This is a genomic window from Dietzia sp. Die43 (assembly GCF_024519835.1).
In the GTDB taxonomy this organism is placed as follows: domain Bacteria; phylum Actinomycetota; class Actinomycetes; order Mycobacteriales; family Mycobacteriaceae; genus Dietzia; species Dietzia kunjamensis.
In genome coordinates, this window is sequence record NZ_JALJRF010000004.1 from 141,959 (window position 1) to 166,296 (window position 24,338).

23 protein-coding genes are annotated in these 24,338 nt (G+C 68.9%); 16 read left to right on the forward strand and 7 right to left on the reverse strand.

All coding sequences use genetic code 11. The annotated features are described in order from the left end of the window. Positions 1–197: 197 nt before the first annotated feature. Positions 198–323 (reverse strand): hypothetical protein, encoded by a 126-nt coding sequence (locus NR111_RS04685; RefSeq protein ID WP_256820089.1) that lies wholly within the window; start codon positions 321–323, stop codon positions 198–200. A gap of 498 nt (positions 324–821) precedes the next feature. Further along, complete coding sequence (locus tag NR111_RS04690; protein WP_256820090.1) at positions 822–1,847, reverse strand: hypothetical protein; 1,026 nt, start codon at positions 1,845–1,847, stop codon at positions 822–824. Here NR111_RS04690 and NR111_RS04695 point away from each other — a divergent pair. Both NR111_RS04695 and NR111_RS04700 read left to right on the forward strand, forming a co-directional pair. Further along, the gene (locus NR111_RS04695; RefSeq protein WP_256820091.1) at positions 1,807–2,343 is read left to right on the forward strand and encodes a hypothetical protein; all 537 of its coding nucleotides are present in this window, start codon (positions 1,807–1,809) and stop codon (positions 2,341–2,343) included. The two genes, NR111_RS04690 and NR111_RS04695, sit on opposite strands and share 41 nt — an antisense overlap. Positions 2,344–2,502: 159 nt before the next feature. Then, positions 2,503–3,963, forward strand: a complete 1,461-nt coding sequence (locus tag NR111_RS04700; protein WP_096906023.1) for an aldehyde dehydrogenase family protein — start codon at positions 2,503–2,505, stop codon at positions 3,961–3,963. Between the two features lie 46 nt (positions 3,964–4,009). On the opposite strand, the gene NR111_RS04705 is transcribed toward NR111_RS04700, so the two are convergent. Then, on the reverse strand, positions 4,010–4,816 hold the full coding sequence (locus NR111_RS04705) for a crotonase/enoyl-CoA hydratase family protein (protein ID WP_067711883.1): 807 nt from the start codon (positions 4,814–4,816) through the stop codon (positions 4,010–4,012). Positions 4,817–4,898: 82 nt separating this feature from the next. Here NR111_RS04705 and NR111_RS04710 point away from each other — a divergent pair, with 82 nt between their 5' ends. Together NR111_RS04710 and NR111_RS04715 are read left to right on the forward strand one after the other, a co-directional pair. After that, positions 4,899–6,536: an acyl-CoA synthetase gene (locus tag NR111_RS04710; protein WP_256820092.1), complete on the forward strand. Its 1,638-nt coding sequence runs from the start codon at positions 4,899–4,901 to the stop codon at positions 6,534–6,536. 2 nt (positions 6,537–6,538) lie between these two features. After that, positions 6,539–7,645, forward strand: a complete 1,107-nt coding sequence (locus NR111_RS04715) for a nitronate monooxygenase family protein (RefSeq protein ID WP_256820140.1) — start codon at positions 6,539–6,541, stop codon at positions 7,643–7,645. 128 nt (positions 7,646–7,773) lie between these two features. Here the strand turns inward: NR111_RS04715 and NR111_RS04720 are convergent, their stop codons facing one another. Genes NR111_RS04720 through NR111_RS04735 form a run of 4 tightly spaced genes read right to left on the reverse strand, consistent with a single transcriptional unit; the run spans position 7,774 to position 12,546 of the window. Beyond that, positions 7,774–8,505 carry a hemolysin III family protein gene (locus NR111_RS04720; protein WP_181694273.1) on the reverse strand — a complete coding sequence of 244 codons (732 nt, stop codon included), beginning with the start codon at positions 8,503–8,505 and terminating at the stop codon, positions 7,774–7,776. A gap of 21 nt (positions 8,506–8,526) precedes the next feature. Next, positions 8,527–10,215, reverse strand: coding sequence for an AMP-binding protein (locus NR111_RS04725; RefSeq protein WP_256820093.1), 1,689 nt, complete (start codon positions 10,213–10,215; stop codon positions 8,527–8,529). After that, complete coding sequence (locus tag NR111_RS04730) at positions 10,212–11,282, reverse strand: acyl-CoA dehydrogenase family protein (RefSeq protein ID WP_256820094.1); 1,071 nt, start codon at positions 11,280–11,282, stop codon at positions 10,212–10,214. Before NR111_RS04730 ends, NR111_RS04725 begins: the two co-directional genes overlap by 4 nt. A 1-nt stretch (position 11,283) precedes the next feature. After that, positions 11,284–12,546: an acyl-CoA dehydrogenase family protein gene (locus NR111_RS04735; RefSeq protein WP_096906017.1), complete on the reverse strand. Its 1,263-nt coding sequence runs from the start codon at positions 12,544–12,546 to the stop codon at positions 11,284–11,286. Positions 12,547–12,653: 107 nt separating this feature from the next. Here NR111_RS04735 and NR111_RS04740 point away from each other — a divergent pair, with 107 nt between their 5' ends. From NR111_RS04740 to NR111_RS04795, 12 genes are all read left to right on the forward strand, one after another. After that, positions 12,654–12,848 carry a ferredoxin gene (locus NR111_RS04740; RefSeq protein ID WP_067712138.1) on the forward strand — a complete coding sequence of 65 codons (195 nt, stop codon included), beginning with the start codon at positions 12,654–12,656 and terminating at the stop codon, positions 12,846–12,848. Between the two features lie 8 nt (positions 12,849–12,856). Further along, positions 12,857–13,774 carry a 3-oxoacyl-ACP reductase gene (locus tag NR111_RS04745; protein ID WP_163375507.1) on the forward strand — a complete coding sequence of 306 codons (918 nt, stop codon included), beginning with the start codon at positions 12,857–12,859 and terminating at the stop codon, positions 13,772–13,774. 235 nt (positions 13,775–14,009) lie between these two features. Further along, positions 14,010–14,774 (forward strand): ABC transporter permease, encoded by a 765-nt coding sequence (locus NR111_RS04750; protein ID WP_067711895.1) that lies wholly within the window; start codon positions 14,010–14,012, stop codon positions 14,772–14,774. Between the two features lies 1 nt (position 14,775). Continuing rightward, on the forward strand, positions 14,776–15,627 hold the full coding sequence (locus NR111_RS04755; RefSeq protein WP_256820095.1) for an ABC transporter permease: 852 nt from the start codon (positions 14,776–14,778) through the stop codon (positions 15,625–15,627). Positions 15,628–15,636: 9 nt separating this feature from the next. Then, on the forward strand, positions 15,637–16,875 hold the full coding sequence (locus NR111_RS04760) for an MCE family protein (RefSeq protein ID WP_256820096.1): 1,239 nt from the start codon (positions 15,637–15,639) through the stop codon (positions 16,873–16,875). After that, entirely contained in the window at positions 16,872–17,927 is a 1,056-nt protein-coding gene (locus NR111_RS04765) for an MCE family protein (RefSeq protein ID WP_256820097.1), read from the forward strand. The genes NR111_RS04760 and NR111_RS04765 overlap by 4 nt, the downstream gene beginning before the upstream one ends. Continuing rightward, positions 17,920–19,068 (forward strand): MCE family protein, encoded by a 1,149-nt coding sequence (locus NR111_RS04770; protein ID WP_256820098.1) that lies wholly within the window; start codon positions 17,920–17,922, stop codon positions 19,066–19,068. Before NR111_RS04765 ends, NR111_RS04770 begins: the two co-directional genes overlap by 8 nt. Continuing rightward, positions 19,065–20,330, forward strand: a complete 1,266-nt coding sequence (locus NR111_RS04775; protein WP_256820099.1) for an MCE family protein — start codon at positions 19,065–19,067, stop codon at positions 20,328–20,330. The genes NR111_RS04770 and NR111_RS04775 overlap by 4 nt, the downstream gene beginning before the upstream one ends. Beyond that, positions 20,331–21,536 (forward strand): MCE family protein, encoded by a 1,206-nt coding sequence (locus NR111_RS04780; RefSeq protein WP_067711909.1) that lies wholly within the window; start codon positions 20,331–20,333, stop codon positions 21,534–21,536. Next, positions 21,533–22,951, forward strand: a complete 1,419-nt coding sequence (locus NR111_RS04785) for an MCE family protein (RefSeq protein ID WP_067711912.1) — start codon at positions 21,533–21,535, stop codon at positions 22,949–22,951. The genes NR111_RS04780 and NR111_RS04785 overlap by 4 nt, the downstream gene beginning before the upstream one ends. Beyond that, the gene (locus NR111_RS04790) at positions 22,951–23,493 is read left to right on the forward strand and encodes a hypothetical protein (RefSeq protein WP_256820100.1); all 543 of its coding nucleotides are present in this window, start codon (positions 22,951–22,953) and stop codon (positions 23,491–23,493) included. The genes NR111_RS04785 and NR111_RS04790 overlap by 1 nt, the downstream gene beginning before the upstream one ends. After that, a complete protein-coding gene (locus NR111_RS04795; protein WP_256820101.1) occupies positions 23,490–24,263 on the forward strand; it encodes a hypothetical protein in 774 nt (257 codons plus the stop codon). Before NR111_RS04790 ends, NR111_RS04795 begins: the two co-directional genes overlap by 4 nt. Positions 24,264–24,338: the final 75 nt, after the last annotated feature.

The window sequence follows — 24,338 nt, forward strand, 5'->3', positions numbered from 1 at the left end:
ATAGATTTCACGTTCGGTACCGAGGGGGGTCAGGTGACAACGCGTGCCGAACTCGCCGATACTTGGCCGAGATTGCGGATCAACGGCGGCAACGGGGATGGTCTGACCACGACCTGGACCGAGACGTACAGGGTGACTTGCGCGCCCGGGTCGATCAGTTCCGGCGGATTCACCTGGGACGACTCTCGGGCGGTCGATCACCCGTACGAGACCAGTGGCCCGACGATCATGGTGCGACCCGCGCTGAACACCACCATCACGACGCTCACGGTTGACCCCGACCCGGAGGAGAACAGCGAGTCGATTCTCTCAGCAATGGTCACCAATGGCCGAGACGGTGATGTCGTCGAGTTCTACGATGGGGCGGTCCGACTGGGGACCAGTGAAGTCAGCAGCGGTGTCGCGGTGTTTCCGTGGCGTCCCGGCGCCGGTACCGCGAACCAGCCGTTCGCGCTCGTGGCGAAGTACCTGGGCTCCGCCGACCATGCCCCGTCGGATTCAGCTCCGACCACCGGAACAATCGCGGGTGACATCACCGCGCCCGCGCCGCCCACCGACCTGGTGATAGCCCCGCAGCCGGTTGACCCGGGACAGCTCGTCGCGGTCTCCGGGGAGGCCGAGCCCTTCTCGACGGTTCGGGTGTACGTGGGCGCAGGTGACGAGGCGTCATGCTCCGCGACGGCGAGCGCGGCGGGGAGGTTCTCCTGCAGTTTCACCGCGATCGAACAGTGGAACGGCCTGCCGGTGACTGCGACTGCGGCGGACGCGGCCGGAAATGTCTCGGACGAGGCGCCTGCAGGAACGCTCGGGATCGCCCCCTCTCAGCCCCCTGTGACGGTGACCGCGACCATCACGACGACCGAGGTGACCACCGCTGTGGAGACCACCACGCAGACGTCGACTGCCACAGTCGTGGAGACCACGACCGAGGTCGTGCCGACCACCGTGCCGACGACGGTTGTGGCGACCACGACCGAGTTGGTTCCGACGACGGAGGTCGAGACGGAGACCGAGACGACGACCGCTGTGGAGACCTCGACGGTGACCGAGACACCGCCGACGGTGACGGAGACACTGCCGCCGACGACGGTCCGGGAGACGACGACGGCGGTGGAGACCTCGACGGTGACCGAGACGCCGCCGACGGTGACGCAGACATTGCCGCCGACGACGGTGCGGGAGACAACAACGCAACTCGTGCCCACGACGGCGTTCGAGACCGAGACCGAGACAGCGACCGCCACCGAGACGACGACTGCAACCTCGACGGAGCGGGAGACCACCACTGTTCCGACCACGGTCCGGGAGACGACGACGGCGGTGGAGACCTCGACGGTGACCGAGACGCCGCCGACGGTGACGGAGACGCTGCCGCCGTCGACGGTCTCGACGACGATCCGGGAGACCACGACGGAACTGGTTCCGACGACGGCGTTCGAAACCGAGACGGAGACTGCGACCGAGACGACGACGGCGGTCGAGACGACGACGGAGACCGCGCCGACGGTGACGGAGACCCTGCCGCCGACGACGATCCGGGAGACGACGACGGCGGTCGAAACTTCCACGGTGACGGAGACTGCGCCGACGGTGACCGAACTCGTCCCGACGACGATCGTCCAGTCGACCACCGAACTTCTGCCCACCACCATCATCCCGCCGACGGTGACGATCACGGAGACGGAGACCTCGACGTCGACGATCACCTCCACGTCCACCCGGGTCGAGGTGACCACGCAAATCTCCACCGCCACCGAGACGGCAACCACCACCGAGACAGCGACCACCACGGTGACCTCGACCTCGGTGGCCACCACCACCGTGGTGCCCGAGTGGGTCGGATCCATTGGCTCGGGATCCGTCGGGAACGGGGGCGGCACCGACCCGGGCAGCGCGGAGATCGGGCTGGCCGGCGCGATCGGAGGCCTTCTCGAGATGGCCTTCGGCTCGCTCGGCGTCACTGCCGGCTCGGTGACCGGCTCCCTCGACGGTGCGTCCGGTTCGATCTCCGGAGGCGACGCGGGAGACGGCGGTAGCGGTGCCGGCGGCACCGGATCCGGCGGGACCGGCGCGATCGCATTCGGATCGTTGGGTCCGCTGGGATCGTCGGACGCGGCTGGCTCGACGGGAGGGTTCGGTTCCGTCGCGTTGGGGTCACTGGCCCTCGGCGGGCTCGCGGTAGGAGGCCTGATCCACGGGGTCAACACCGGCGCCATCCGGCTCGACCCGGCGATGCTGCCGCCACTGCCCAGGGAGATCGTCCTGCTGTTGGGGGCGGGTACGCCGGCCGGTCGGGACGTGGTGGCGGCCCCGGGGCCGCTCGTCGAGAACGGACGCGGCTGAGCCCGCCCTCGCGCGACCCGTGGGCCCGTCTCCTCTTTCGAGGAGGCGGGCCCTCGTCGTCGTAGTCGTGGTCGTGGTCCTGGTCGTCCCCGTCGATCCCGTCACCGACGGCGCGGCGGAACCCCGACGCGCGTCGAGAACGCGTTCTACCCTGGACGCATGACCAGAACCCCCACCGCGCGCGATCTCACGCTCGCGCAGATCCTCGAGCGGCAACAACAGGCGTTCCTCGCCGATCCCCAGCCGGGCGTGAAGATCCGCCGGGACCGGATCCTGCGCCTCAAACGCCTCGTCCTGGACAACGCCGCCGACCTCACCGAGGCGATGCGCGAGGACTACGGCTCCCGGCCGGAGACCTTCTCCACCCTCACCGACATCGCCTCCTCCATCCCCGACCTGGACCACCAGCGCGGCAACATCAAGAAGTGGATGCGCCCCACGCGCGTGTCCCGAGCCCTGGAGGCGGTGGGCTTCACCCAACAGGTCCGACACGACCCCAAGGGGGTCGTCGGCATCATCGGACCGTGGAACTTCCCGCTGTACCTCACGATCGTGCCCGCCGGTTCCGCCCTCGGCGCCGGCAACCGGGTGATGATCCGGCCGTCCTCGGTCACCGCGCACACCACCGAGGCCCTGTGCCGGCTGGCACCGGAGTATTTCGCCGTCGACGAACTCGCGATCGCCGGACCCGAACACGGCCGTGGTTCGGACTTCTCGGTCCTGCCCTTCGACCACCTGTTCTTCACCGGCTCGCCCGGGGTCGGCAAGTCCGTCGCCAAGGACGCCGCGGAGAACCTCACCCCCGTCACCCTCGAACTGGGCGGCAAGAACCCGGTCCTAGTCGACACCAGCGCCGACATCGATCGGGCTGCGCGCAGCATCGCGTCCTCCCGCCTCGTCAACGGCGGTCAGGTGTGCATGTGCCCGGATTACGTGTTCGTCCCCGAGGACCGACTGGACGCGTTCTGCGACACCGTGCTCGACCAGTGGCGCACCAGCCTGCCCGCGATCGTCGGCAACCCCGAGTACACGGCGACCGTCAACACCTCGAACTACGAGCGGATCGTCGGCCTGATCGACGACGCCGTGGGGAAGGGCGCCGACAAACGCGACGCCGCGCCGGCCGGCGAACGGCTGCCCGACCCGGTCGGCCGCAAGATCGCGCCCACCCTGCTCACCGGCGTGACCCCGGACATGGAGATCGACTCCGAGGAGGTGTTCGGCCCCGTCCTCACGGTATTCGGCTACAGGGGCCTCGACGAGGCGATCCGCTACGTCAACGACCGGCCCAGCCCGCTCGTCCTGTACTGGTACGGGGACCGAAACGACCGCTTCGAGACCGTCGCCGACCGCACCCGCTCCGGCAACATCTACGGCAACGACTTCGGGATCGGCATGGCCTCGTCCACCATCCCGTTCGGCGGCGTCGGCAACTCGGGGATGGGCGGGTACCACGGCCACTACGGCTTCCGGACGTTCACCCACGAGCGGGCGGTGGCGCACCACTCGTTCGCCTACAACGTCTCGGAGATGATGGTGCCGCCGTTCACCAAGGACAAGCAGCGGATGGCCTCGGGATACCTGAGGGCGATGCAGGTACGGACACGGCTCAAGCTGTAGTCGTCGCCCGGCTGCGGGCCTGCCGTGAGGCCCGCAGCCGGACCGGTCACTCTCCCCGGAACTCGGGCGTGCGCTTCTCGGCGAAGGCCCGCGGGCCCTCCTTCGCATCGGCGGAGGCGAAGACCCGCCCGCCCACCTCGGCGTCGACGCGGAAGGCCTCCTCCTCGTGCATGCCCTCGGTGCGACGGATGGTCTCGATCATCCCCCGGACCGCCAGCGGACCGTTCGCGGAGATGAGGTCGGCGATCTCCAGGGCCTTGTCGAGGGCCGATCCGTCGTCGACGACGTGGCCGATGAGCCCGAACCGCTCGGCCTCCTCGGCGGTGAGGTGGCGGCCCGTCATGAGGACCTCCATCGCGACGGTGTACGGGATCTGGCGCACGAGCCGGACCGCCGAACCGCCGAGCGGGTACAGGCCCCACCGCGCCTCGGAGACACCGAACTTCGCGGACCGTCCGGCGACGCGGATGTCGGTGCCCTGCAGGATCTCGGTCCCGCCCGCGATGGCCGGCCCCTCGACCGCGGCGATGAGCGGCTTGCTCAGTCGACGGCCCTTGAGCAGGGCCGGGAGCGTCGTGAGATCCCAGCCGCCGCCGGCGAACTTGTCCCCCGGGGCGTCGGAGTTCATGGCCTTGAGGTCGGCGCCCGCGCAGAAGAACCCGCCCGCGCCCGTGAGGATGCACGCCCGGATGTCGGGGTCGGAGTCCACCAGGTCCCAGGCGGCCTCCATGCCCCGCATCATCGGCCCGGACAGGGCGTTCCGGGCTTCGGGGCGGTTCATGGTGACGATCAGGACGTGCCCCCGCCGCTCGGTGAGCAGGTGCTGGTCCTCGGGGGTTGCGGCGCTGGTCATCTTCGGCCTCCTGGAGGATTTCTTTATGCCTGGTTCGATGTAACCCACACCACGGGAAGGTAACACGTTCTAGTTTGGGGGCATGGCGTACACCATCGGAGATCTCGTAGAACACAGCGTGGACCGTGTCCCCGGCCGGCTCGTGCTCGTCCAGGGTGATCGTGAGCTCAGCTTCCGGGAGTTCGAGGACCGTGCCAACCGACTCGCCCACCACCTGCAGTCGGTGGGGGTGGGGCCCGACGACAAGGTCGCGGTGTACAGCCGCAACACTATCGAGGCCGTCGAGGCCATGGTGGCGATCTTCAAGATCCGCGCGGTCATGGTCAACGTGAATTTCCGCTACGTCCCGGCCGAGCTGGAGTACCTGCTGGACAACTCCGACGCCGTCGCGGTGATCCACGAGCGGCGGTACTCGCAGACCCTGGCCGAGGCCCTGCCCAGGACCCCGGGGGTCCGGCACTGCCTGGTGTTCGAGGACGGGACCGACGGACCGGACCCGGTGGTCCCCGAGAGCGTCTCCGTGGCGCACTACGAGGACGCCCTGGCGGCGCAGTCCCCGGAGCGGGACTTCGGCGAGCGCTCGAACGACGACATCTACATGCTGTACACGGGTGGCACCACGGGCTCGCCCAAGGGCGTCATGTGGCGCCAAGAGGACGTGTTCATGGTCCTGGGCGGTGGCATCGACTTCCTCACGGGGGAGCGGGTCGCCGACGAGTGGGAGTTGGCGAACAAGGCTGTCGACGGCGGGGTGCTGGTCCGGGCCGCGCTACCGCCGCTCATCCACGGCGGAGCCCAGTGGGCGATCCTCATGGCCCTGTTCGCCGGTCACACGAGTGTGCTCATCCCGGAATTCGACGCGGAGACGGTCTGGCAGACGGTCACCGACCGCAAGATCAACCTGATGTTCATCACCGGTGACGCGATGGCGCGACCGATGATCGAGGCCTGGGACGCGGAGAAGTACGACCCCTCGTCGCTCTTCTACATCGGGTCCTCGGCTGCCCTCTTCTCGCCCTCGGTCAAGGACCAGTTCATCGAGGCCTTCCCCAACGCGATGATCTCGGACTCCATCGGTTCGTCGGAGACGGGTTTCTCGGGCATCGCACTGGCGGAGAAGGGGAAGACCCACACCGGCGGTCCGCGCGTGAAGATCGACGGCGAGACCACGGTCCTCGACGACGACGGCAACGAGATCCGACCCGGATCGGATGTCATCGGCAAGGTGGCCCGGACCGGTCACATCCCGCTGGGGTACTACAAGGACGAGGCCAAGACCGCGGCGACCTTCAAGACGTACAACGGCAAGCGCTACTCCATCCCCGGCGACGACGCCCGGGTCGAGTCCGACGGCACCGTCACGATGCTCGGCCGCGGCTCGGTGTCCATCAACACCGGCGGCGAGAAGGTGCACCCGGAGGAGGTCGAGGCGGCCCTCAAGACGCACCCCGACGTGTTCGACGCGCTGGTGATCGGCGTCCCCGACGAGCGGATGGGGCAGAAGGTCGCCGCCGTGCTGCACACCCGGGACGGCAAGTGCCCGCCCATCGAGGAGATCAACGAGCACGCGCGCACGGAGATCGCCCGCTACAAGTGCCCGCGCGCGGTCTGGGTCGAGAACTCGGTCAAGCGCAATCCCGCGGGCAAGCCCGACTACCGGTGGGCCGCGGACATCGCCGCGTCCCGCCCCGCAGACGACAGCCAGGAGATCAGCAAGTGAGCATTCGCACTTCCCTCACGGAGGAGTTCGGGATCGAGTACCCGGTCTTCGCGTTCACCCCGTCCAAGGCCGTCGCGGCCGCCGTGACCCGTGCCGGCGGCATGGGCGTGCTCGGGTGTGTGCGGTACAACGATGCCGCGGAACTCGACGAGGTCCTCACCTGGATGGACGAGAACACCGACGGCAAGCCCTACGGGGTGGACATCGTCATGCCCAACAAGGTCCCCACCGAGGGGAGCCCGGAGGACATCGCCGCGATGATCCCCGAGGAGCACAAGTCGTTCGTCTCCCGGGTCCTCGACGACCTCGGCGTCCCGCCGCTCGGCGATGACGCCGAGCACAACGCAGGGGTCATCGGGTGGCTCCACTCGGTCGCCCAGTCGCACGTGGAGATGTCTCTCAAGCACCGGCCGGTGCTCATCGCCAACGCCCTGGGCTCGCCGCCGAAGCACATCATCGACCTCGCCCACGAGAACGGGATGAAGGTCGCCGCTCTCGCCGGCGCCACCAAGCACGCCCTGGCCCACGTCGACAACGGCGTGGACATCGTGATCGCCCAGGGCGGCGAGGCGGGAGGTCACACCGGCGACGTCGCGACGATGGTGCTGGTCCCCGAGATCGTCAAGGCCCTCGACGGCCGGGCCCCGGTGCTGGCCGCCGGTGGCATCGGCGACGGGACCCAGGTCGCGTCCGTGATCGGGATGGGCGCGCAGGGCGCCTGGATGGGATCGCGCTGGCTCACGGCCGCCGAGTACGCCGAGGACGGCGGGTCGCAGGCCATGCAGAAGGCGCTCGTGGCCGCGACCAGCCGCGACACCGTCCGCACGCGCATCTACTCGGGCAAGCCCACGCGGCTGCTCAAGAGCAAGTGGACCGAGGCGTGGGCCGCCGCCGACGCGCCGGACCCGCTGCCCATGCCGCTGCAGAACATCCTCGTCGCGGAGGCCCACCAGCGGATCTCCGAGGCGCAGGATCCCGAGGTCGTCGCCATGCCCGCCGGCCAGATCATCGGCTCCCTCGAGGGTGTGGTGCCCGTGGCCGAGACGATGGCGCAGATCGTCGCCGAGTACGAGGCCGCCGTCGAGCGGCTGCGCGCGACCCTGGCCTGAGCGGACGGGCCCGTCTCGCCGTCATCGGCCAGATCCGCTACTCCGATTCCGGATCCGCCAGCCCAATTCGGGTAGCGGATCCGGAATCGGGATAGCGGATTCTCGGCCGTCAGGTCGTCAGCAGGTCATCAGCTGGTCAGGACGAACAGCAGCATCGCGGCCCAGTGGCAGGCGAACGCGATCACGGTGCACGTGTGGAACACCTCGTGGAAGCCGAAGACGCCGGGTGCCGGGTCGGGTCGCTTGAGGCCGTAGACGACCGCGCCGCCGGTGTAGGCGACGCCACCGACCATCACCAGGATGACGGCGGCGAGGTTGGCGGTGATGAGGTCGCCGGCGAACCACACCGCGGTCCAGCCGAGGCCGATGTAGAGGACGACGTACAGCCAGCGCGGCGCCGACAACCAGAACAGGCGGAACAGGATCCCCAGCAGAGCCCCCGACCACACGAGCGTCAACAGGATCTGTGTGGTCGGGGGCTCCAGTGCCGCCACCGTCATGGGGGTGTACGTCCCGGCGATGAGCAGGAAGATGTTGGAGTGGTCGAGCCGGCGCATCAGGGCCGCGGCGCGTGGCCCCCAGTTCACCCGGTGGTACAGGGCCGAGATCCCGAACAGCAGGGTCGAGGTCGCCAGGAACACGGCGCAGGCCCAGGTCAGCGCGGTCCCCTCGGCGAGCACGGTGAGCACGACGCCCAGCGCGATCGCGACGGGTAGGGTGCCGGCGTGAATCCACCCCCGCAGCAGCGGTTTGGGCGGGACGGGCGCGGAGATACCGAAGTCGTCGTCGGCGGCGACGGCATCGGCGTTGATGCCGTCGCCGGCGGGATGCTGCAGGTCGGGGTTCACGGCGTGGTCCACACGCCAAACCTACCGACGACCTCACCCGGGGGTGAAGGCCCCCGCACCGTCGGCGCGGACCCAGACCCTGTCCCCGGCCGATTCGGCGCCCAGCGAGCTGAGGTCGCGGGCCCGGAACTTGAAGCTGGCCGTCCGTGGTAGCGCGGCGGTCATCCGGAGCAGCGACGGCCACTGCTTGGGCCCGAGGTCGGGTTGGGCGGCGAGGAAATCGCCGAATCCGTCGGCCAGGGCCGAGGCGTCTGCACCCTCGCGTGGCACCACGGCCGCGGCGACGGCGTCGCCGATCACGGCCGGGCCGCGCACCGTCTCCGCCGGCACGGCGTACACGCCGACCTCGGCCACATCGGGGTGACGGCGCAGTACGCGTTCGATCGGTGCCGCCGCCAGGTTCTCCCCGTCCACGCGCATCCAGCCACCGGACCGGCCCGCGAAGTAGACCCATCCGTCGTCGTCGACGTACGCGAGGTCACCGGAGTGGAATCGGCCGCCGCGCATCCTCTCGGCGTCGGCGGCGGGGTCGCCGTAGTACCCGGCGAACAGGCCCGGCCCGTCGGCGACCATCTCACCCACGGACTCGTCGGCATTGAGCAGGACACCGGCGTCGTCGAAGCGGGCGCGGGGGCGCTCGTCCCCGGACTCCGGGTCGACGATCCGCACCCCGTCCGGCAGTGGACCGAGCGCGGCGTCGGGGGTCCCGGGCGTACGGGTGACGGAGATGCCGCCCTCGCTGGAACCGAACCCGTCCACCACGGTGACGCCGAAGCGCCGGGCGAACTCGCGACGCACGTCGGCGGGCGCCTCGTTGCCGTAGACCACGCGCATCGGGTTGTCGGCGTCGTCGGGTCGCTCGGGGGTGGCCAGGATGTAGGACAGTGGTGCGCCGACGTAGTTGGCGAAGGTGCATCCGTGTCGCCGGACGTCGTCGAGCCAGTTGGAGGCGGAGAAGCGACGCCGCAGTGCGATCGAGCATCCGGAGTACAGGGCGATCGGCCACGCCACCATCACGGCGTTGGAGTGGAACAGTGGCATCGCGCTGTACACGCAGTCGTCCGAACCGATCCCGAACCTCTCGGCGAGCATGCGGCCGGGCACGGAGATCTTGCTCTGCGTGATCCGGACGGCCTTGGGGTCGCCGCTCGTGCCCGAGGTGAACACCAGGGCGACGAGGTCGTCGGGGCCGACGGGCACGTCCGCCACCTCGGGGAGCGGCGCGCCGGCGTGCCGGTCGAGCAGTGCGGTCCACTCGGGGGAGTCGACGGAGACCACGGGCACGCCGGGGTCGAGCCCGTCGAGCAGTGCGGCGTTGTCGGTGTCCGTGAGGATGAGCGTGCAGTCGGCGAGGGCCGCGTCGCGGATCAGAGCCTCGCCGCGTCGCGTGGGGTTGAGCCCGGCCACGACGAGCTCCGAACATGCCGCCGCGCCGAGCAGGTGGAGGTACTCGGGTGTGCCGGCCAGGAGGAGGCCGATGTGCGGGCGTGACGGTGACGACGACGATGGTGACGACGACGAAGGCGGCGACGACGAGGTCATCAGTTCCCGAAGCGCCGCGATCCGCACGGCCACCGCGCCGACGGCCTCCGACCAGGGCGTGAGCCGGCCGTCGGACCAGATTCCGCGGTCGCCGACGGCGGACAGGGCGTGCACCGCGTCGGCGACGGAGGTGAACGGCTGGGCGGCGACGTCCGCGATCGTCTTCACCGCGCCGCTCACGCCGAGTACTCCCAGGGGTCGCCTGCGGTGGCCAGCACGTCGCCCAGGTCGAGCAGTTGCCGGGTGGCGCCGCCGAGGCGGAACTCGTCGGCCTTCGCGGCGAGGAAGTAGCGGTGGGCGGGCTCGGAGCGGTCCAGCCCGACGCCGCCGTGGACGTGCACGGCGGTGTGGGCGAGGCGGTGGCCGGCGTCGCAGGCCCAGAAGTGGGCGGAGGCCACCGCCGCGTGTGCGGTCGGTCCGGGGTCGCCGCTACAGGCGTCGAGTTCGTAGGCGGCGCGCAGGGTGCTCAACCGGACGGCGTCGACGTCGATGGACCCGTCCGCCAGGCGGGCGGCGACGGCCTGGAACGTGCCGATGGGGCGACCGAACTGGTGGCGGGTGCTCGCGTACGCGGCGGTGCGCTCGAGCGCGGCCTCGATCACGCCCCACTGGTGGGCGGCAAGGTGGACGCGGCGGCGCAGGGCATCGAACTCGAGCGCCCCGGCGGCGAGCGCGGTGGCGTCGCCGGGGTCACCGGTGACGAGCCCGCTGCACGAGTAGTCGACGGGGACCGTGCGTTCCACGGTGACCGCCGCGCCGTCCGTCACGTGTAGGCCGTCGGCCGAAGACCGGACGATCACATCGGCGATCGGCGCCCAGTCCACCTCCGGTGCGGAGCCGGACCAGCCGTCGGCGACAGCGGCGATCTCGCGCCCCTCCGCCACGGCGGTGGCGCGGTCGGTCTGCCCGGTCGCCTCGAGCAGGTGGGCCGCGCGTATCGCGGGGGACAGGGGAACCGGGGCGACGACCCGGCCCAACTCGCGTAGGACCAGGGCCTCGCCGATCACCCCCAGCCCGGCGCCGCCGAGCGACTCCGGGGCGAGGGCGGCCGGGACGCCGGCCCGGACCAGTTCCTCCCAGTATCGGGCGTGGAACCGGGCGGTGTCGCGGTCGGTTCCGCCGGACTCGGTGCCGGGGCCGAACCGGGCGTCGAGTTCTCGCAGGGAGTCGTCGGTGACCAGACGCTCGCCCATGTCACGGACGAGGGCGGTCAGCTCCGCGGTGGTGTCGTCGACGGAGAAATCCATGTCAGCGCTCCTTCCGGGCGGTGCTGGCGGACGGCGCGGGGGCGACACGTGGCGCCGGGGGCAGCCCCAATCCGGCGGTGGCGATGATGTCGCGCTGCACCTCGTTGGTGCCGCCCCCGAAGGTGAGGATGAGCGCCGATCGGTGGAGGCGCTCGATGCGCCCGTGCAGGGCGGCGGTCGGGGAGTGGGAGCGCTGGTAGCCGCTCGATCCGAGGACCTCCATGAGCAACCGGTAGGCCTCGCACGCCGTCTCGGTCCCGTACACCTTGGTCGCCGACGCGGCGATGCGGGTGGGCGCGGCGGTGTCCGCGGAGACGATCTCCCAGTTGCGCAGGGCCAGGTACTCGGCCATCGCGTGGACGCGGGCCAGGTGGGTCCGCACCCACTCGTTGTCCATGACGGTGCCGTCCCCGGGCATGCCGACGTCCGCCGAGCGGGTGGTGCGCGCCCACTGCACGACCTGCCGCAGTGAGGCCTGCAGCGGCCCCGCCGAGGTCAGGGCGACGCGCTCGTGGTTGAGCTGGTTGGTCATGAGCGGCCAGCCGCCGTGCTCGGGGCCCACGAGGTTGCTCGCCGGGACCACCACGTCCTGGTAATAGGTGGCACTGGTGTCCGGGCCGGCCATCGTGTGGACCGGGGTCCACGAGAAGCCTTCGGCGTCGGTGGGCACCATGATCATGGAGATGCCCTTGTGGCGCTTGGCGTCCGGATCGGTGCGCGCGGCCAGCCAGATCCAGTCGGCGTACGCCACCAGCGACGTCCACATCTTCTGACCGTTGATCCGGTAGACCTCGCCGCCCTCGTGCTCACCGGTCCCGGGCTCGCGGACCGCCCGCGTGCGGAGCGACGCGAGGTCGGTGCCGGAGTCCGGCTCGGAGTAGCCGATGCCGAAGTGCAGCTCACCGCGGCTGATCCGGGGCAGGAAGTAGTTCTTCTGCTCGTCGGAGCCGAACGCCATGATGGTGGGCGCCACGGAGTTGATGGTGAGGAACGGCACCGGGACGCCGGCGATCGCGGCCTCGTCGGTGAAGATCAACTGCTCGATCATCGGCCGGTTCTTCCCGCCGAATTCTTCGGGCCACCCCAGTGTCAGCCAGCCGTCTCGGCCCATCTCCGCGACGATCTCGCGGTACGCGTCGCCGTGCCCGTACTCGCCGGTGGTGGAGGTGAAGGCCTCGCGTCGTTCAGGGGTCATCAGTGCCGAGAAATACTCGCGCAACTCCCCGCGCAGACGTTCCTGGTCGGTGGTGTAGGTGATGTCCATATGCCCTAAGCTCATCGGTGAGTGGAACACGTTCTAGTGTCGTGTCTCACATAGTATCCAACCATCTCGCGGCCATGGTGGCCGTGGGTGCGACCGAGGAGGACGGCATGAGGATTGAAGTCGATCCCGACCGCTGCGAGGGGCAGGCCGTGTGCGTCGGCCTGGCGCCGAAGGTCTTCGAGCTGAACGACGACGACGAGGTCGTGCGTGTGATCGTCGACGAGGTCCCCGAGGACCTGCAGAAGCGCGCACTCAAGGCTGTGGAGAAGTGCCCGATGGCCGCGCTGAAGGCCGCGGAGTGACCGCGGGGATGGGTCGGGAGAATCTCGACGCGGACCTCTCACTCGACGGGCGCGTCGCCGTGGTCACCGGGTCCGGCTCGGGTCTCGGCGCGGCCGAGGCGGTCGAGCTCGCCAGGTCGGGCGCGGCCGCGGTGGTCATCAACGACATCCGCGCCGGTGAAGCAGCAGATGCGGTGATCGCGGACATCGAGGCGGCCGGAGCCAAGGCGGCACTCGTCGTGGGCGATGTCTCCGAGCGGGAGACCGCGGACGCCATGGTGGCCGAGGCACTCAGACTCGGCGGGCTGCACGTGGTGGTCAACAATGCCGGGATCACGCGCGACAAGATGCTGTTCAACCTCTCCGACGAGGATTTCGACGCGGTCGTGAAGGTGCATCTGCGCGGTCACTTCCTGCTCACCCGCAATGCGGCCGCCCACTGGCGCGCGGAGAGCAAGAAGTCCGGGGGGCCGGTCTACGGCCGGCTCATCAACACCTCGTCGGAGGCGGGGCTCTTCGGCCCGCCCGGCCAGGCCAACTACGGCGCGGCCAAGGCCGCGATCACCGCGCTGACGCTGTCCGCGTCGCGGGTGCTGGAGCGCATCGGCTGCACCGCCAATGCTATCGCCCCTCGCGGTCGCACCGGGATGACGGAGGCGGTCTTCGAGCCCTGGGACTCCTCCGAGGGGCCGGATCCGCTCTCGCCGGACCGGGTCGCGGACCTCGTGTCCTACCTGGCCTCGCCCGCTGCTGCGCACGTCACCGGTCAGCTGTTCGTGGTATACGGCGGGATGGTGGCGCTCGTGGAGGCGCCCGTCGTGGAGAAGAGGTTCGACGCGGAGGGTGGCGTATGGGACCGTCGCGAGTTCGCGGATGCGATCTCCGGGCACTGGTCAGGACGCCCGGAGGGCAAGTCCTTCTCCGCTGCGGAGATCATGAAGCTCTGAGTGGCGGGCCCGTCCCCGGCGTGATCGACGTCGATCGCGCCGGGGACGACTTATTGGTGTGTCGGGCGTGTTGGATTCCCCCGACGCGAGCTGGCAGGGGCACCGGTCGGGGGGATGGGGAAGCCCTTGTCAGATAGAACGTGTTCTAGCTACTATGTAATCTGGGTCACGATGAACCGGTCACTTGTTCAGTTTGGTGTGACCGGGGGATGAAGGAAGACAGGAGGGGGGCGATATGGCGAGAGTTCTCGATGCGCCGCTTAAGGGAGTCGGCGATTTCGTCGCCATGAGTCTCGACACGTTCGTGTCCTTCCCGTCGATCGTGCGGCAGGGCCGGGAGTTCGTCGAACAGTCCTGGTTCATCGCCAGGGTCTCCATGATGGCCACCATCCTGGTGGCGATCCCGTTCACCGTCCTGGTGAGCTTCACGCTCAACATCCTGCTCCGCGAGATCGGTGCGGCCGATCTGTCGGGGGCGGGGGCCGCGCTCGGCGCCGTCACCCAGGTCGGCCCCATGGTCACGGTCCTCATCGTGGCGGGGGCCGGGGCCACCGCCATCTGCGCGGACCTCGGGGCCCGCACCATCCGCGAAGAGATCGACGCGATGGAGGTCCTCGGGATCGACCCGGTCAAGCGCCTGGTCGTTCCCCGGGTCGCCGCGTCCACCTTCGTGGCGCTGCTGCTCAACGGCCTGGTGTGCACGATCGGCATCCTCGGCGGTTTCCTCTTCTCGGTTCTTCTGCAGGGCGTCAACCCGGGCGCCTTCGTAGACGGGATCACCCTGCTCACGGGCCTGGGTGAGCTCATCCTGGCGCAGATCAAGGCCGGCATGTTCGGCATGCTGGCCGGGCTCGTGGCCTGCTACAAGGGCCTCTACGTCCGGGGCGGGCCGAAAGAGGTGGGCAGCGCTGTGAACGAGACCGTCGTCTTCGCCTTTATGGCCCTGTTCGTCGTCAACACCGTGCTCACGGCGGTCGGCGTCAAGGTCCTGGGGGCGTGAGGTGGCCGTCATCGAGACCACCCGGTTCCCGCATCTCGCGCGGGCCCGGCACCACACCGTCGGCAGGGCCGACGACTTCGGCGGCATCGCCCTGTTCTTTTGGCGAGCACTGCTGGCCACGCCGCGGGCGCTCACCCAGTACCCGAAGGAGACACTGCGGCTCATCGCCGAGATCGCCATGGGAACGGGTGCGCTGGCGATGATCGGCGGCACAGTGGTGATCGTCGGGTTCCTCACCCTCGCCACCGGCGGCGTGATCGCGGTCCAGGGCTTCTCCTCGCTCACCGACGTCGGGGTCGAAGCGCTCACCGGCTTCTTCGCGGCGTTCATCAACGTCCGCATCGCCGCACCCGTGATCGCTGGCATCGGGTTGGCCGCCACCATCGGTGCCGGCGCGACGGCCCAGCTCGGGGCGATGCGGGTGTCCGAGGAGATCGACGCGCTGGAGGTCATGGCGATCGACTCGATCACCTACCTGGTCTCCACCCGGATCGTCGCCGGGATGATCGCCGTGGTGCCGTTGTACTCGCTCGCCGTCATCGCCTCGTTCCTGGCGAGCCGGTTCGCGACCGTGCAGATCTATGGTCAGTCCGGCGGCGTCTATGACCACTACTTCTCGACGTTCCTCATCCCCACGGACATCCTGTGGTCCTTCGTTCAGGCCATCGCGATGGCCATCACGATCATGCTCATCCACACCTACTACGGCTACAACGCCGCCGGCGGTCCCGCCGGCGTCGGCTCGGCCGTGGGCAACGCCGTCCGCACCTCGCTCATCGCGGTGGTGACCGTAACCCTTCTCTTCTCCCTCGCGATCTACGGCGGAGACGGCAACTTCAACCTGTCAGGATAGGAGGCGGACGTGGCGAGAACTGTGAGTCAGAGCGATACGGTGCCCAAGCGCATCGCGGCGACGGTGCTGGCGCTCTTCATCGTCGTGGTGATCGCGCTCTCCCTCCTGATGTTCGCGAGGGTCTTCGACAGCCGGGTGCCGTTGACCGTCCGCAGTGATCGCGCCGGTCTGGTCATGGAGGCCGACGCCAAGGTGCGCGCCCGCGGTGTGGAGATCGGCAACGTCAAGGACATCCGCCAAGAGTTCGGCGGGGCGACGATCGAGATCGAGGTCGATCCCGCGGCGCTGGAGGCCATCCCCGCCAACTCCCCGGTGACGATCGGATCCAACACAGTGTTCGGTGCGAAGTCCGTCGACTTCGAGTCCCCGATGCGGCCGGACCCGACGCCGCTGGCCGCGGGCACCGTCGTCGAGGCGTCCAATGTCACCGCCGAGGTCAACACACTGTTCCAGGACCTGACCGACCTGCTCATCGCGATCGAGCCGGAGAAGCTCAACGCCACCCTCGGCGCGGTCTCCGGGGCGGTCGACGGGCGCGGTGAACAGGTGGGGCGCACGATCACCGACTTGGGCGACTACCTGCAAGAGATCAACCCGCAGATCGACACCCTCCAGAGGGACCTGGCCAAGGGGTCGCGGGTGGCCAACCTCTACGCCGACGTCACCCCCGACATCATGCGCCTGCTCGACTCCGGCACCGATGTCGGCGCCAACGTCGTCAACAACCAGGCGCGGTTCGAACAATTGCTGGTCTCTGCGATCGGCACGGGCGAGACCGGCAAGCGCCTGCTGTCCGAGAACGGCAACGAACTCGTCAAGACGCTCTCGGACCTGCGTGCCTCGACCAGCCTGCTGGCGGAGTACCACCCCATGCTCACCTGTCTGATCGTGGGCCTGAACCAGGGCGTCGAGGGCGCCAAGTCAGCCTTCGGCGGCGAGGACCAGCCCGGCCTGGTATTCAAGTCGGGGTGGCAGCAGGGGGCGCGAGCGTACGAGTACCCCAAGGACCTGCCGAAGGTCAACGCCAGCACCGGACCCAACTGTTACGGCCTCCCGTTCCCGGACCCGGAGGTCCACGCCCCGTTCGTCGTCACCGACACCGGCTCGAACCCCGTGGAGGGCATGCCCGACGTGTTCACCACTCGCCCCGCCCCGCTGTTCGGCCCGTTGCGGCCCACCGAGCCTGGTCGTCCCGCGCCCCCGACGCTGCTGCAGGTCATGCTCGGCATGGACGGGGAGGCCCCGTGACCGCCGGGCGCTCGGCAGCGCGAAACGCCCGTCTCACCCTGATCAAGCTGGCGATCTTCACCACGGTGATGGTGCTGGTCCTGGCCGGTCTGGTCATGGTCTTCAGCGAGTACCGCTCCGGCGCGTCCGAGAAGTACAATGCCGAGTTCACCGACGTCTCGGGGCTGGAGTCTGGGGATAAGGTGCGCATCGCGGGAGTGGAGGTGGGCCGCGTCGACCGGATCACACTGGCGGACGGGAACACAGCCGCGGTCCGGTTCTCCGTGGCCGGGAACCAGGTCGTGCACGCTAGCACCGAGGCGATGGTGCGGTACGAGAACCTGACCGGGGACCGCTATCTGGAACTCAACCGGGGGGAGGGGGATCAGTCTCCGCTCGAGGCGGGCGGGACGCTGCCGATCTCGCAGACCTCCCCGGCTCTGGACCTCGACGCGTTGCTCGGCGGGCTCCGTCCGTTGTTCAGGGCACTCGACCCCGGCCAGGTGAACCAGCTGTCGGAATCGATCGTCAAGGTATTCCAGGGCGAGGCCGGAACCGTGCAGGACCTGCTCGCCTCGACGTCGTCCCTCACTCAGACACTGGCTGATCGGGACCAGCTCATCGGAGACATCATCACCAATCTCAACGGGGTGCTCACCACGGTGGCGGACAACCAGTCCAACGTCGATTCGATCGTCGACGACCTCCAGCAGCTCGTCTCTGGTCTGTCGGCGAACTCCGAGCCGATAGGCGAGTCCGTCGAACGCCTCAACGACGCCAGCGCCAACATGACCACACTCCTGTCCGACGTCCGCCCGGCCCTGCGCGAGGACGTCGCCCAGATCGACCGGGTGGCGACACTCATCAACGAGGACGAGCCGTTCGTCGAGAACGTGATCAACCGGCTCCCGTCCGACTTCGAGAAGATGGGGCGCTTGGGCGTGTACGGCAGCTTCTTCCAGTTCTATCTCTGCGGTGTGATCGTGCAGGTCACCAACCCCGTGACCGGCAGGGGCGTGTACCTGCCCCAGTACGAGCAGACGACGGGACGGTGTGCGTTCCCCGATGAGTGACACAATAGACGGGACCCCGCCGAAGGCGCCCCGAGGACAGCTCCGGTTCCGCGACCGCGACCCCAAGACGATCGGTGTCTGGGGAGCCGTGGGGGCCGTGGCGTTGATGGCGATCTCGCTGAACTACGACCGGATCCCCTTCGTCAACGGGCTGCGGAACGCCACGGCGTACGTGGCCGACGCAGCCGGGCTCAACACCGGTGACGAGGTGCAGGTGGCCGGGATGAGGGTCGGTTCGGTGCGGAAGATCGAGCTCGACGGGGACAGGGTCAGGGTCCGCTTCGACATCGACACCGACGTCGCGCTCGGCGCGGACACCTCCGCCCAGATCAAGACCGACTCGATCCTCGGCCGGCGTGCGCTCGGGGTCTTCTCTGACGGCCAGGGCGAGCTCCCCGCCAACATCATCCCGCTCGAGCGGACCTCGGTCCCGTACTCGCTCACCGCCGCGCTTGGCGACCTCAGCAACACCGTCGAGGCAATGAACACGGACAAGGTCGACGAGGCGCTGACCGTGCTCGCCGAGACCATGGAGGGGTCCTCGCCTGAGATCAGGGGAGCGCTGGACGGGATCACCAGGCTCTCGCGCTCTCTCAACGAGCGTGACGAGGGCGTACGGCAGCTCCTCGACAAGGCCGCGGGGACCACCGACATCCTCGGGCAGCGAAGTGACCAGATCAACCAGCTCATGGTGGACGGCAACGTGCTGTTCACCCAGCTCGACCTCCGGCGAAGGGCCCTCAGCGAGTTGATTGTCAACATCGACGAACTCGCCCGGCAGCTCTCGGGGGTGGTCCAGGACAACGAGGCACAGCTCGGACCCGCCCTGGACAAGTTGGAGCAGGTGTCGGATCTGTTGATCCGCAACAAAGAGGACATCGATCTGGGGCTGCGCCGGATCGTGCCGTTCTCCACGGCGCTGAGCGAGGCCGTGGCGTCCGGACCGTGGTTCAACGCCTACGTGTCCAACCTGTCGATCGGTCATTACCAGCAGACCATCCTGCGCGACCTCATGCCTCTCATCGACGACCGCGTCCAGCCCGAGCCCGGACTGGTGCGCGAGCCGACGCTGCCGGCCGTACCGGGTCTGACCCTGATGGACGAGCACCCCGGCTGGGGCGAGAAGAGGTTGCCCCGATGAGTCGACTGTTCTCGTCCACACTGTCCAAGGTCGTGGCCCTCGTCGTCGTCGTCCTCCTCGTGATTGCCACGGTGTGGTTCTTCTCCACCCGGACCAAGACGATCATCGCCTTCTTCGAATCCACCCGGGGCGTCTACGAGGACGACACCGTCCGGGTGCTCGGGGTGCGTGTCGGACGGATCTCCGAGATCACCTCCGAGGACGGCAGGTCCAAGGTCACGATGAAGGTCGACCGGGACGTCCCGGTCCCCGCCGACGCCACCGCGTTGCTCGTGGCACAGTCCCTCGTGGCCGAGCGGTTCATCCAGATCACCCCCGCCTTCACGGGCGGCCAGGAGATGCCGGACGGCGGCACGATCCCCGTCGAGCGCACCGCGATCCCGGTGGAATGGGACGGGGTCAAGGAGCAGCTCATGAAGCTGTCCACCGCCCTCAGTCCCGTTGGTGACGAGGAGACGGGCCCGCTCGGCGAGTTCGTCGACTCGGCCGACGCGATGCTCGACGGCAACGGTGCGGAGGTCCGCGACGCCCTCAACGAGGTCTCGCAGACCATGGCGCTGCTCTCGGACGGGCGAGAGAACCTCTTCACCACCCTCAAGAACCTGCAACTGTTCGTCACCGCGCTCTCACAGAGCGAGGAGCAGATCGTGTCCTTCGGGGGGAGGCTGGCCAGCGTGTCGCAGGTGCTCGGAGACCAGACGGGCAACATCGATGCGGCGCTGAGCGATCTCGACCTGGCGGTGACCGACATCAACCGGTTCCTTGACAACAACGGGGAACGCGTGACCACTGCTGTCGACAAGCTCGGCCAGGCGACCGAGGTGGTGCGCGACCGGCGGGCCGAGCTGGAGGGAGTGCTCCACGTGGGCCCCACCGCCATGGCCAACTTCTACAACATCTACCGGCCGTACCAGGGCGTCCTCACCGGGGTGTTGACCATGAACCAGATGGCCAACCCGACCAACTTCATCTGCGGTGCGATCGCGGGCCTGGCCAACAACACCGCCGAATCCGACGCACAGCTGTGCGCCCAGTACATGGGCCCGCTGTTCAACTCGCTCGCCTCCAACTACCCATACGGCGCGGTCACCCCGCCGATCACGCCCACCGCGGAGCCCCAACAGATCTGGGACTCGCAGAAGCCAGGGACGCAGACCCCACCGGGTGTGCAGCCGGTCTCCGACCGGCCCGACCCGCTGATCAACGTGGTCAACAAGGGCGACAACCTCACCGACACCTTGCTCGTGACGGGAGATGCGTAGATGTTCCGCAACCGACCCAGTGGCCGAATTCTGACGGCAGGTGCACTCGGCGCCGTCGTGCTGCTCTCCGGTGCCGGATGCACCTGGGAGGGTCTCAACTCCCTGCCGCTACCCGGTGCGCAGGGCAGGGGCGAGGGTGCGTACGAGATCACCCTTGAGATGCCCAACGTCACCACCATCACCCGCAACTCCCCGGTCCGAGTGAACGACGTCAACGTCGGATCGATCACGGACATGCAGGTGGAGGACTACACGGCGATCGTCACGGTCTCGCTCAACGAGGATGTCCGGCTCCCGGCCAACGCGCATGCGAAGATCGGGCAGACCAGCCTCCTGGGGTCGCAACATCTCGAGATCTTCCCGCCCCCGGACGGCGAACCCGAGGGCTCGCTCTCCGACGGGGACGTCATCCCGTTGGCCCGCGCCGGTGTGTACCCGACCACCGAGCAGACGCTGTCGGCGCTGTCGGTGGTCCTCACCAACGGCGGACTGGCCCAGTTCGAGACCATCTCCCGCGAGCTCAACACCGCGTTGGACGGTCGCCAGTTCGAGGCCAAGGAGGTCATCTCCCAGCTGGAGACCACCGTCAGTGGTCTCGACCAGCAGCGGGCCGACATCATCGCGGCCATGGACGGTCTGGACCGGCTCTCGCGGCAGATCAACGAGCAGAACGACACCCTGGCCAAGGCGCTGGGTCAGATGCCCGAGGCCGTCGCGCTGATCAACGACCAGAAGCAGGAGCTGACCACAGCAATGGTCTCGCTCGGGGATTTCGGCAACAAGGCCAACCAGGTGATCGACGCCGGTGGTGGACAGAACCTGGTGGACAACCTCCGCGACATCACGCCGGTCCTCGACTCGCTAGCCAACGCCGGGCGCGACCTGACCCGGGCGCTGAGCGTGCTCATCACGTTCCCGTTCCCGCAGGCGGGCATCGACAACTTCCTCCGCGGCGACTACGCCAACCTGTACATCCACGCCGACACGACGATGCCGCGTCTGTCGGAGACCTTCCTCCTGGGCACCGAGTTCGGCAACCGTATGGCCGGCCTCGAGGGCTATGTGGGCCTCGCGCCCAATCCGCTGGCCGGCGCGAACCCGTTCTCCCTTGAGATCCCGCGGCTGGAGCACTCGGGCGAGGAGCCGTTCGCCGAACTGCCGCCTGAGCCGGAATCCGGTGCCCCGACCGAGGAGGCCCCCCGATGACCCGGTTCGTGCGAATCCAGCTGACCATCTTCGCCGTGGTGACGGTTCTCTCCCTCTCGGTGATGTCGGTCTCGTACCTCAAGCTGCCGACTGCGTTCGGCTGGCAGCGCACCGATGTCGCACTGCAGATGCCGGACACCGGTGGGCTCTACAAGAACGCCAACGTCTCCTACCTGGGCAATGTGATCGGGAGGGTCGACGCGGTCACCCTCAAGCCCGGTCACGTCGTGGCCGAACTGCACTTCGACACGCGGGCGGAGGTCCCCGAGAACGTGCGTGCGCAGATCCGGAGTGTCTCCGCGGTCGGAGAGCAGTTCGTCGAGTTAGTGCCTGAGGGCGAGCCCGTCGGCGAGATGGCCGACGGCACCGTGCTCGGCGAGGACCGGGTCGACATGCCCCAGGGGATCGGCCCCGTCCTGGACCAGGCCACGGTGCTCATGGCGTCGATCGACGACGGCAAGATGCGCCGCGTCATCTCTGAGTCGTTCGACGCGTTCAACGGTTCCGAGCGGGAGCTCCAGCAGTTCCTGGACTCCGCGCAGCTCCTCCTTGAGGAGGCCCAGCGCAACACCGGGGCCACCCGCCAGCTGATCGCCGACGCCGAGCCGGTCCTGGACTCGCAGCTGCGCTCATCGGACTCGATCCGTGCCTGGACCCGGAACCTCGCAGACCTGACCGATCAGCTCCGGGTCAACGAGCCCCAGCTGACCTCGATCATCCAGCGCGGCCCGGACTCGCTGGCCCGGGCGACCAGGGTCCTCAACGATCTGCAGCCGACCATGCCGGTGCTGGTCGCCAACCTGGTGAGCGTCGGCGAGGTTGGCGTGGTCTACAACCGCTCCATCGAGCAGTTGCTCGTGATCTACCCGGCCCTGGTGTCCTCGCTCATCACCGCGATCAACGGCGCCAAGGACACCGGTGAGATCAAGGTGGATTTCAACCTCCAGATCAACGAGACCCCGCCGTGCACCACCGGCTTCTTGCCGGCGGACCAGCGGCGGTCGCCCGCCGACCTGTCCGTGCCCCCGCTGATGAACGGCATCTACTGCAAGGTCCCCAAGGACTCCCAGACGACCGTCCGTGGAGCCCGCAACCTGCCGTGCATGGAGTATCCCGGTCGGCGGGCGGCGTCGCCCGCCGAGTGCGCGGCGAACGACTACCAGCCCGAGGGGATCAACCCCCCGGACACGAGCGAGGTCGGTCCGCCCGGGAACAACCCGAACGGGTGGAACGTTGTGCCGTCGTCCGACACCGGTGAACAGGAGATCCGCACGTCGGCCGCGATGTACGACCCGTCGACGGGCGAATACCTGGGCGCCGACGGCAAGACGTATCGTCAGCTCAATCTCGGTGATGCCGGACGACTCTCGGCGGACGCCGACCTGGCCGACATCCTCACGAACGGAGTGACCTAGTGCCACAGCCGGACGACAACCCCGCCGACCGTGGGCGCCCCTGGCTCACCGTGACCGCGGTGGTCGCGGCGGTCTGCCTCGTGGCCGCCGTCGTCGCGACGTCGCTGTGGCTGGGTGAGCGGAACTCGGCGGCCTCCGTGCGCGCCGACCGGGCCTCCGCTGCCGAACTGGACGCCTCGTACCGTGACTTCGCGACGACTGTGATGACCAAGCTCATGACCATCAGGCAGGAGACGCTGTCGGAGGACGTCGACGAGATCGTCGGCCTGATCGACGGCGATTTCTCGGAGCAGTTCGCGCCTCGCCGCGATTCGTACGAGGACGTCGTCAAGACCACCAATGTCGTCGCCGACGGTGTGGTGTCCGCCGCCGCCGTCGAGCACTCCTACCCCGACCGGGCCGAGGTGATCATGGCGATCGACCAGACCATCGGCAACCCGAAGTCCGATGAGGACCAGGACCGCCAGTACCGTGTGCGCGTGACCGTGAACCGACACGACGACGGCGAGATGAAGGTCACGGGGGTGAACTTCATCCCATGACCACTCCCGACTCCGACATCCGCGCCACCCGTCGCGCCCAGCGCGAGGCCGAACGCGCGGCCCGCGCCCAGCGCAAGGCCGACGCCGCCCGCGAGCGTGCCCTCGAGGCCGCACGGGCCGGTGGGCTGTTCGAGGGCATGGAGGCCATGCCCCGCACCGAGACCGCCGACCCACGATCGGACGAGGACACCGCCGGCGGCGCGACCGCCCGGCCGGCCACCTCGACCCCCTCGCCGTCGCCGGCGTCCCGGGAACCGATCGACCCGGCCCGTCGGCGCACCCTGATCACCGCCCTGGCGCTGGTGTCGGCGGTCCTCGTCGTCGTCACCGGCCTGGCCACGTGGCAGTACGTCGAGGCCCGCGAGGCGACGGCGATCGAGGAACAGATCGCGGCCGCGCCCCGGGCGGCCACCGACGCGGCTCGCGAGATCACCACCCAGATGTTCACCTACGACCACCGGACGGTGGACGCGGACCTCGGAGCGGTACGGGAGCGGCTCGCCGACCCGGCACTGTCGGAGTTCGTCGAACAGTCCATGCCGACCGTCTCCTCCGCCGCCAAGCAGCAGGAGGCCACCGTCTACGCGACCGTCGCCGCCGCCGCGCCGCAGGAGGTGACGGACGCCGAGCGCGTCACCGTGCTGGTCATGCTCAACCGGATGGTCTCCACCAAGGACGCACCCGAGGCGGCCAGCTCGGCCTCACGGTTGAGCGTGGACATGGTCCGCCAGGATGGGACGTGGAAGCTCGCCGAGCTCAACTCGCTCTGACCCGGAAGCGCTCTGACCCGGAAGCGCTCTGACCGCCGGCCGGCGCCCGGGTATGGGGCGCCGCGCGGGGCGGAC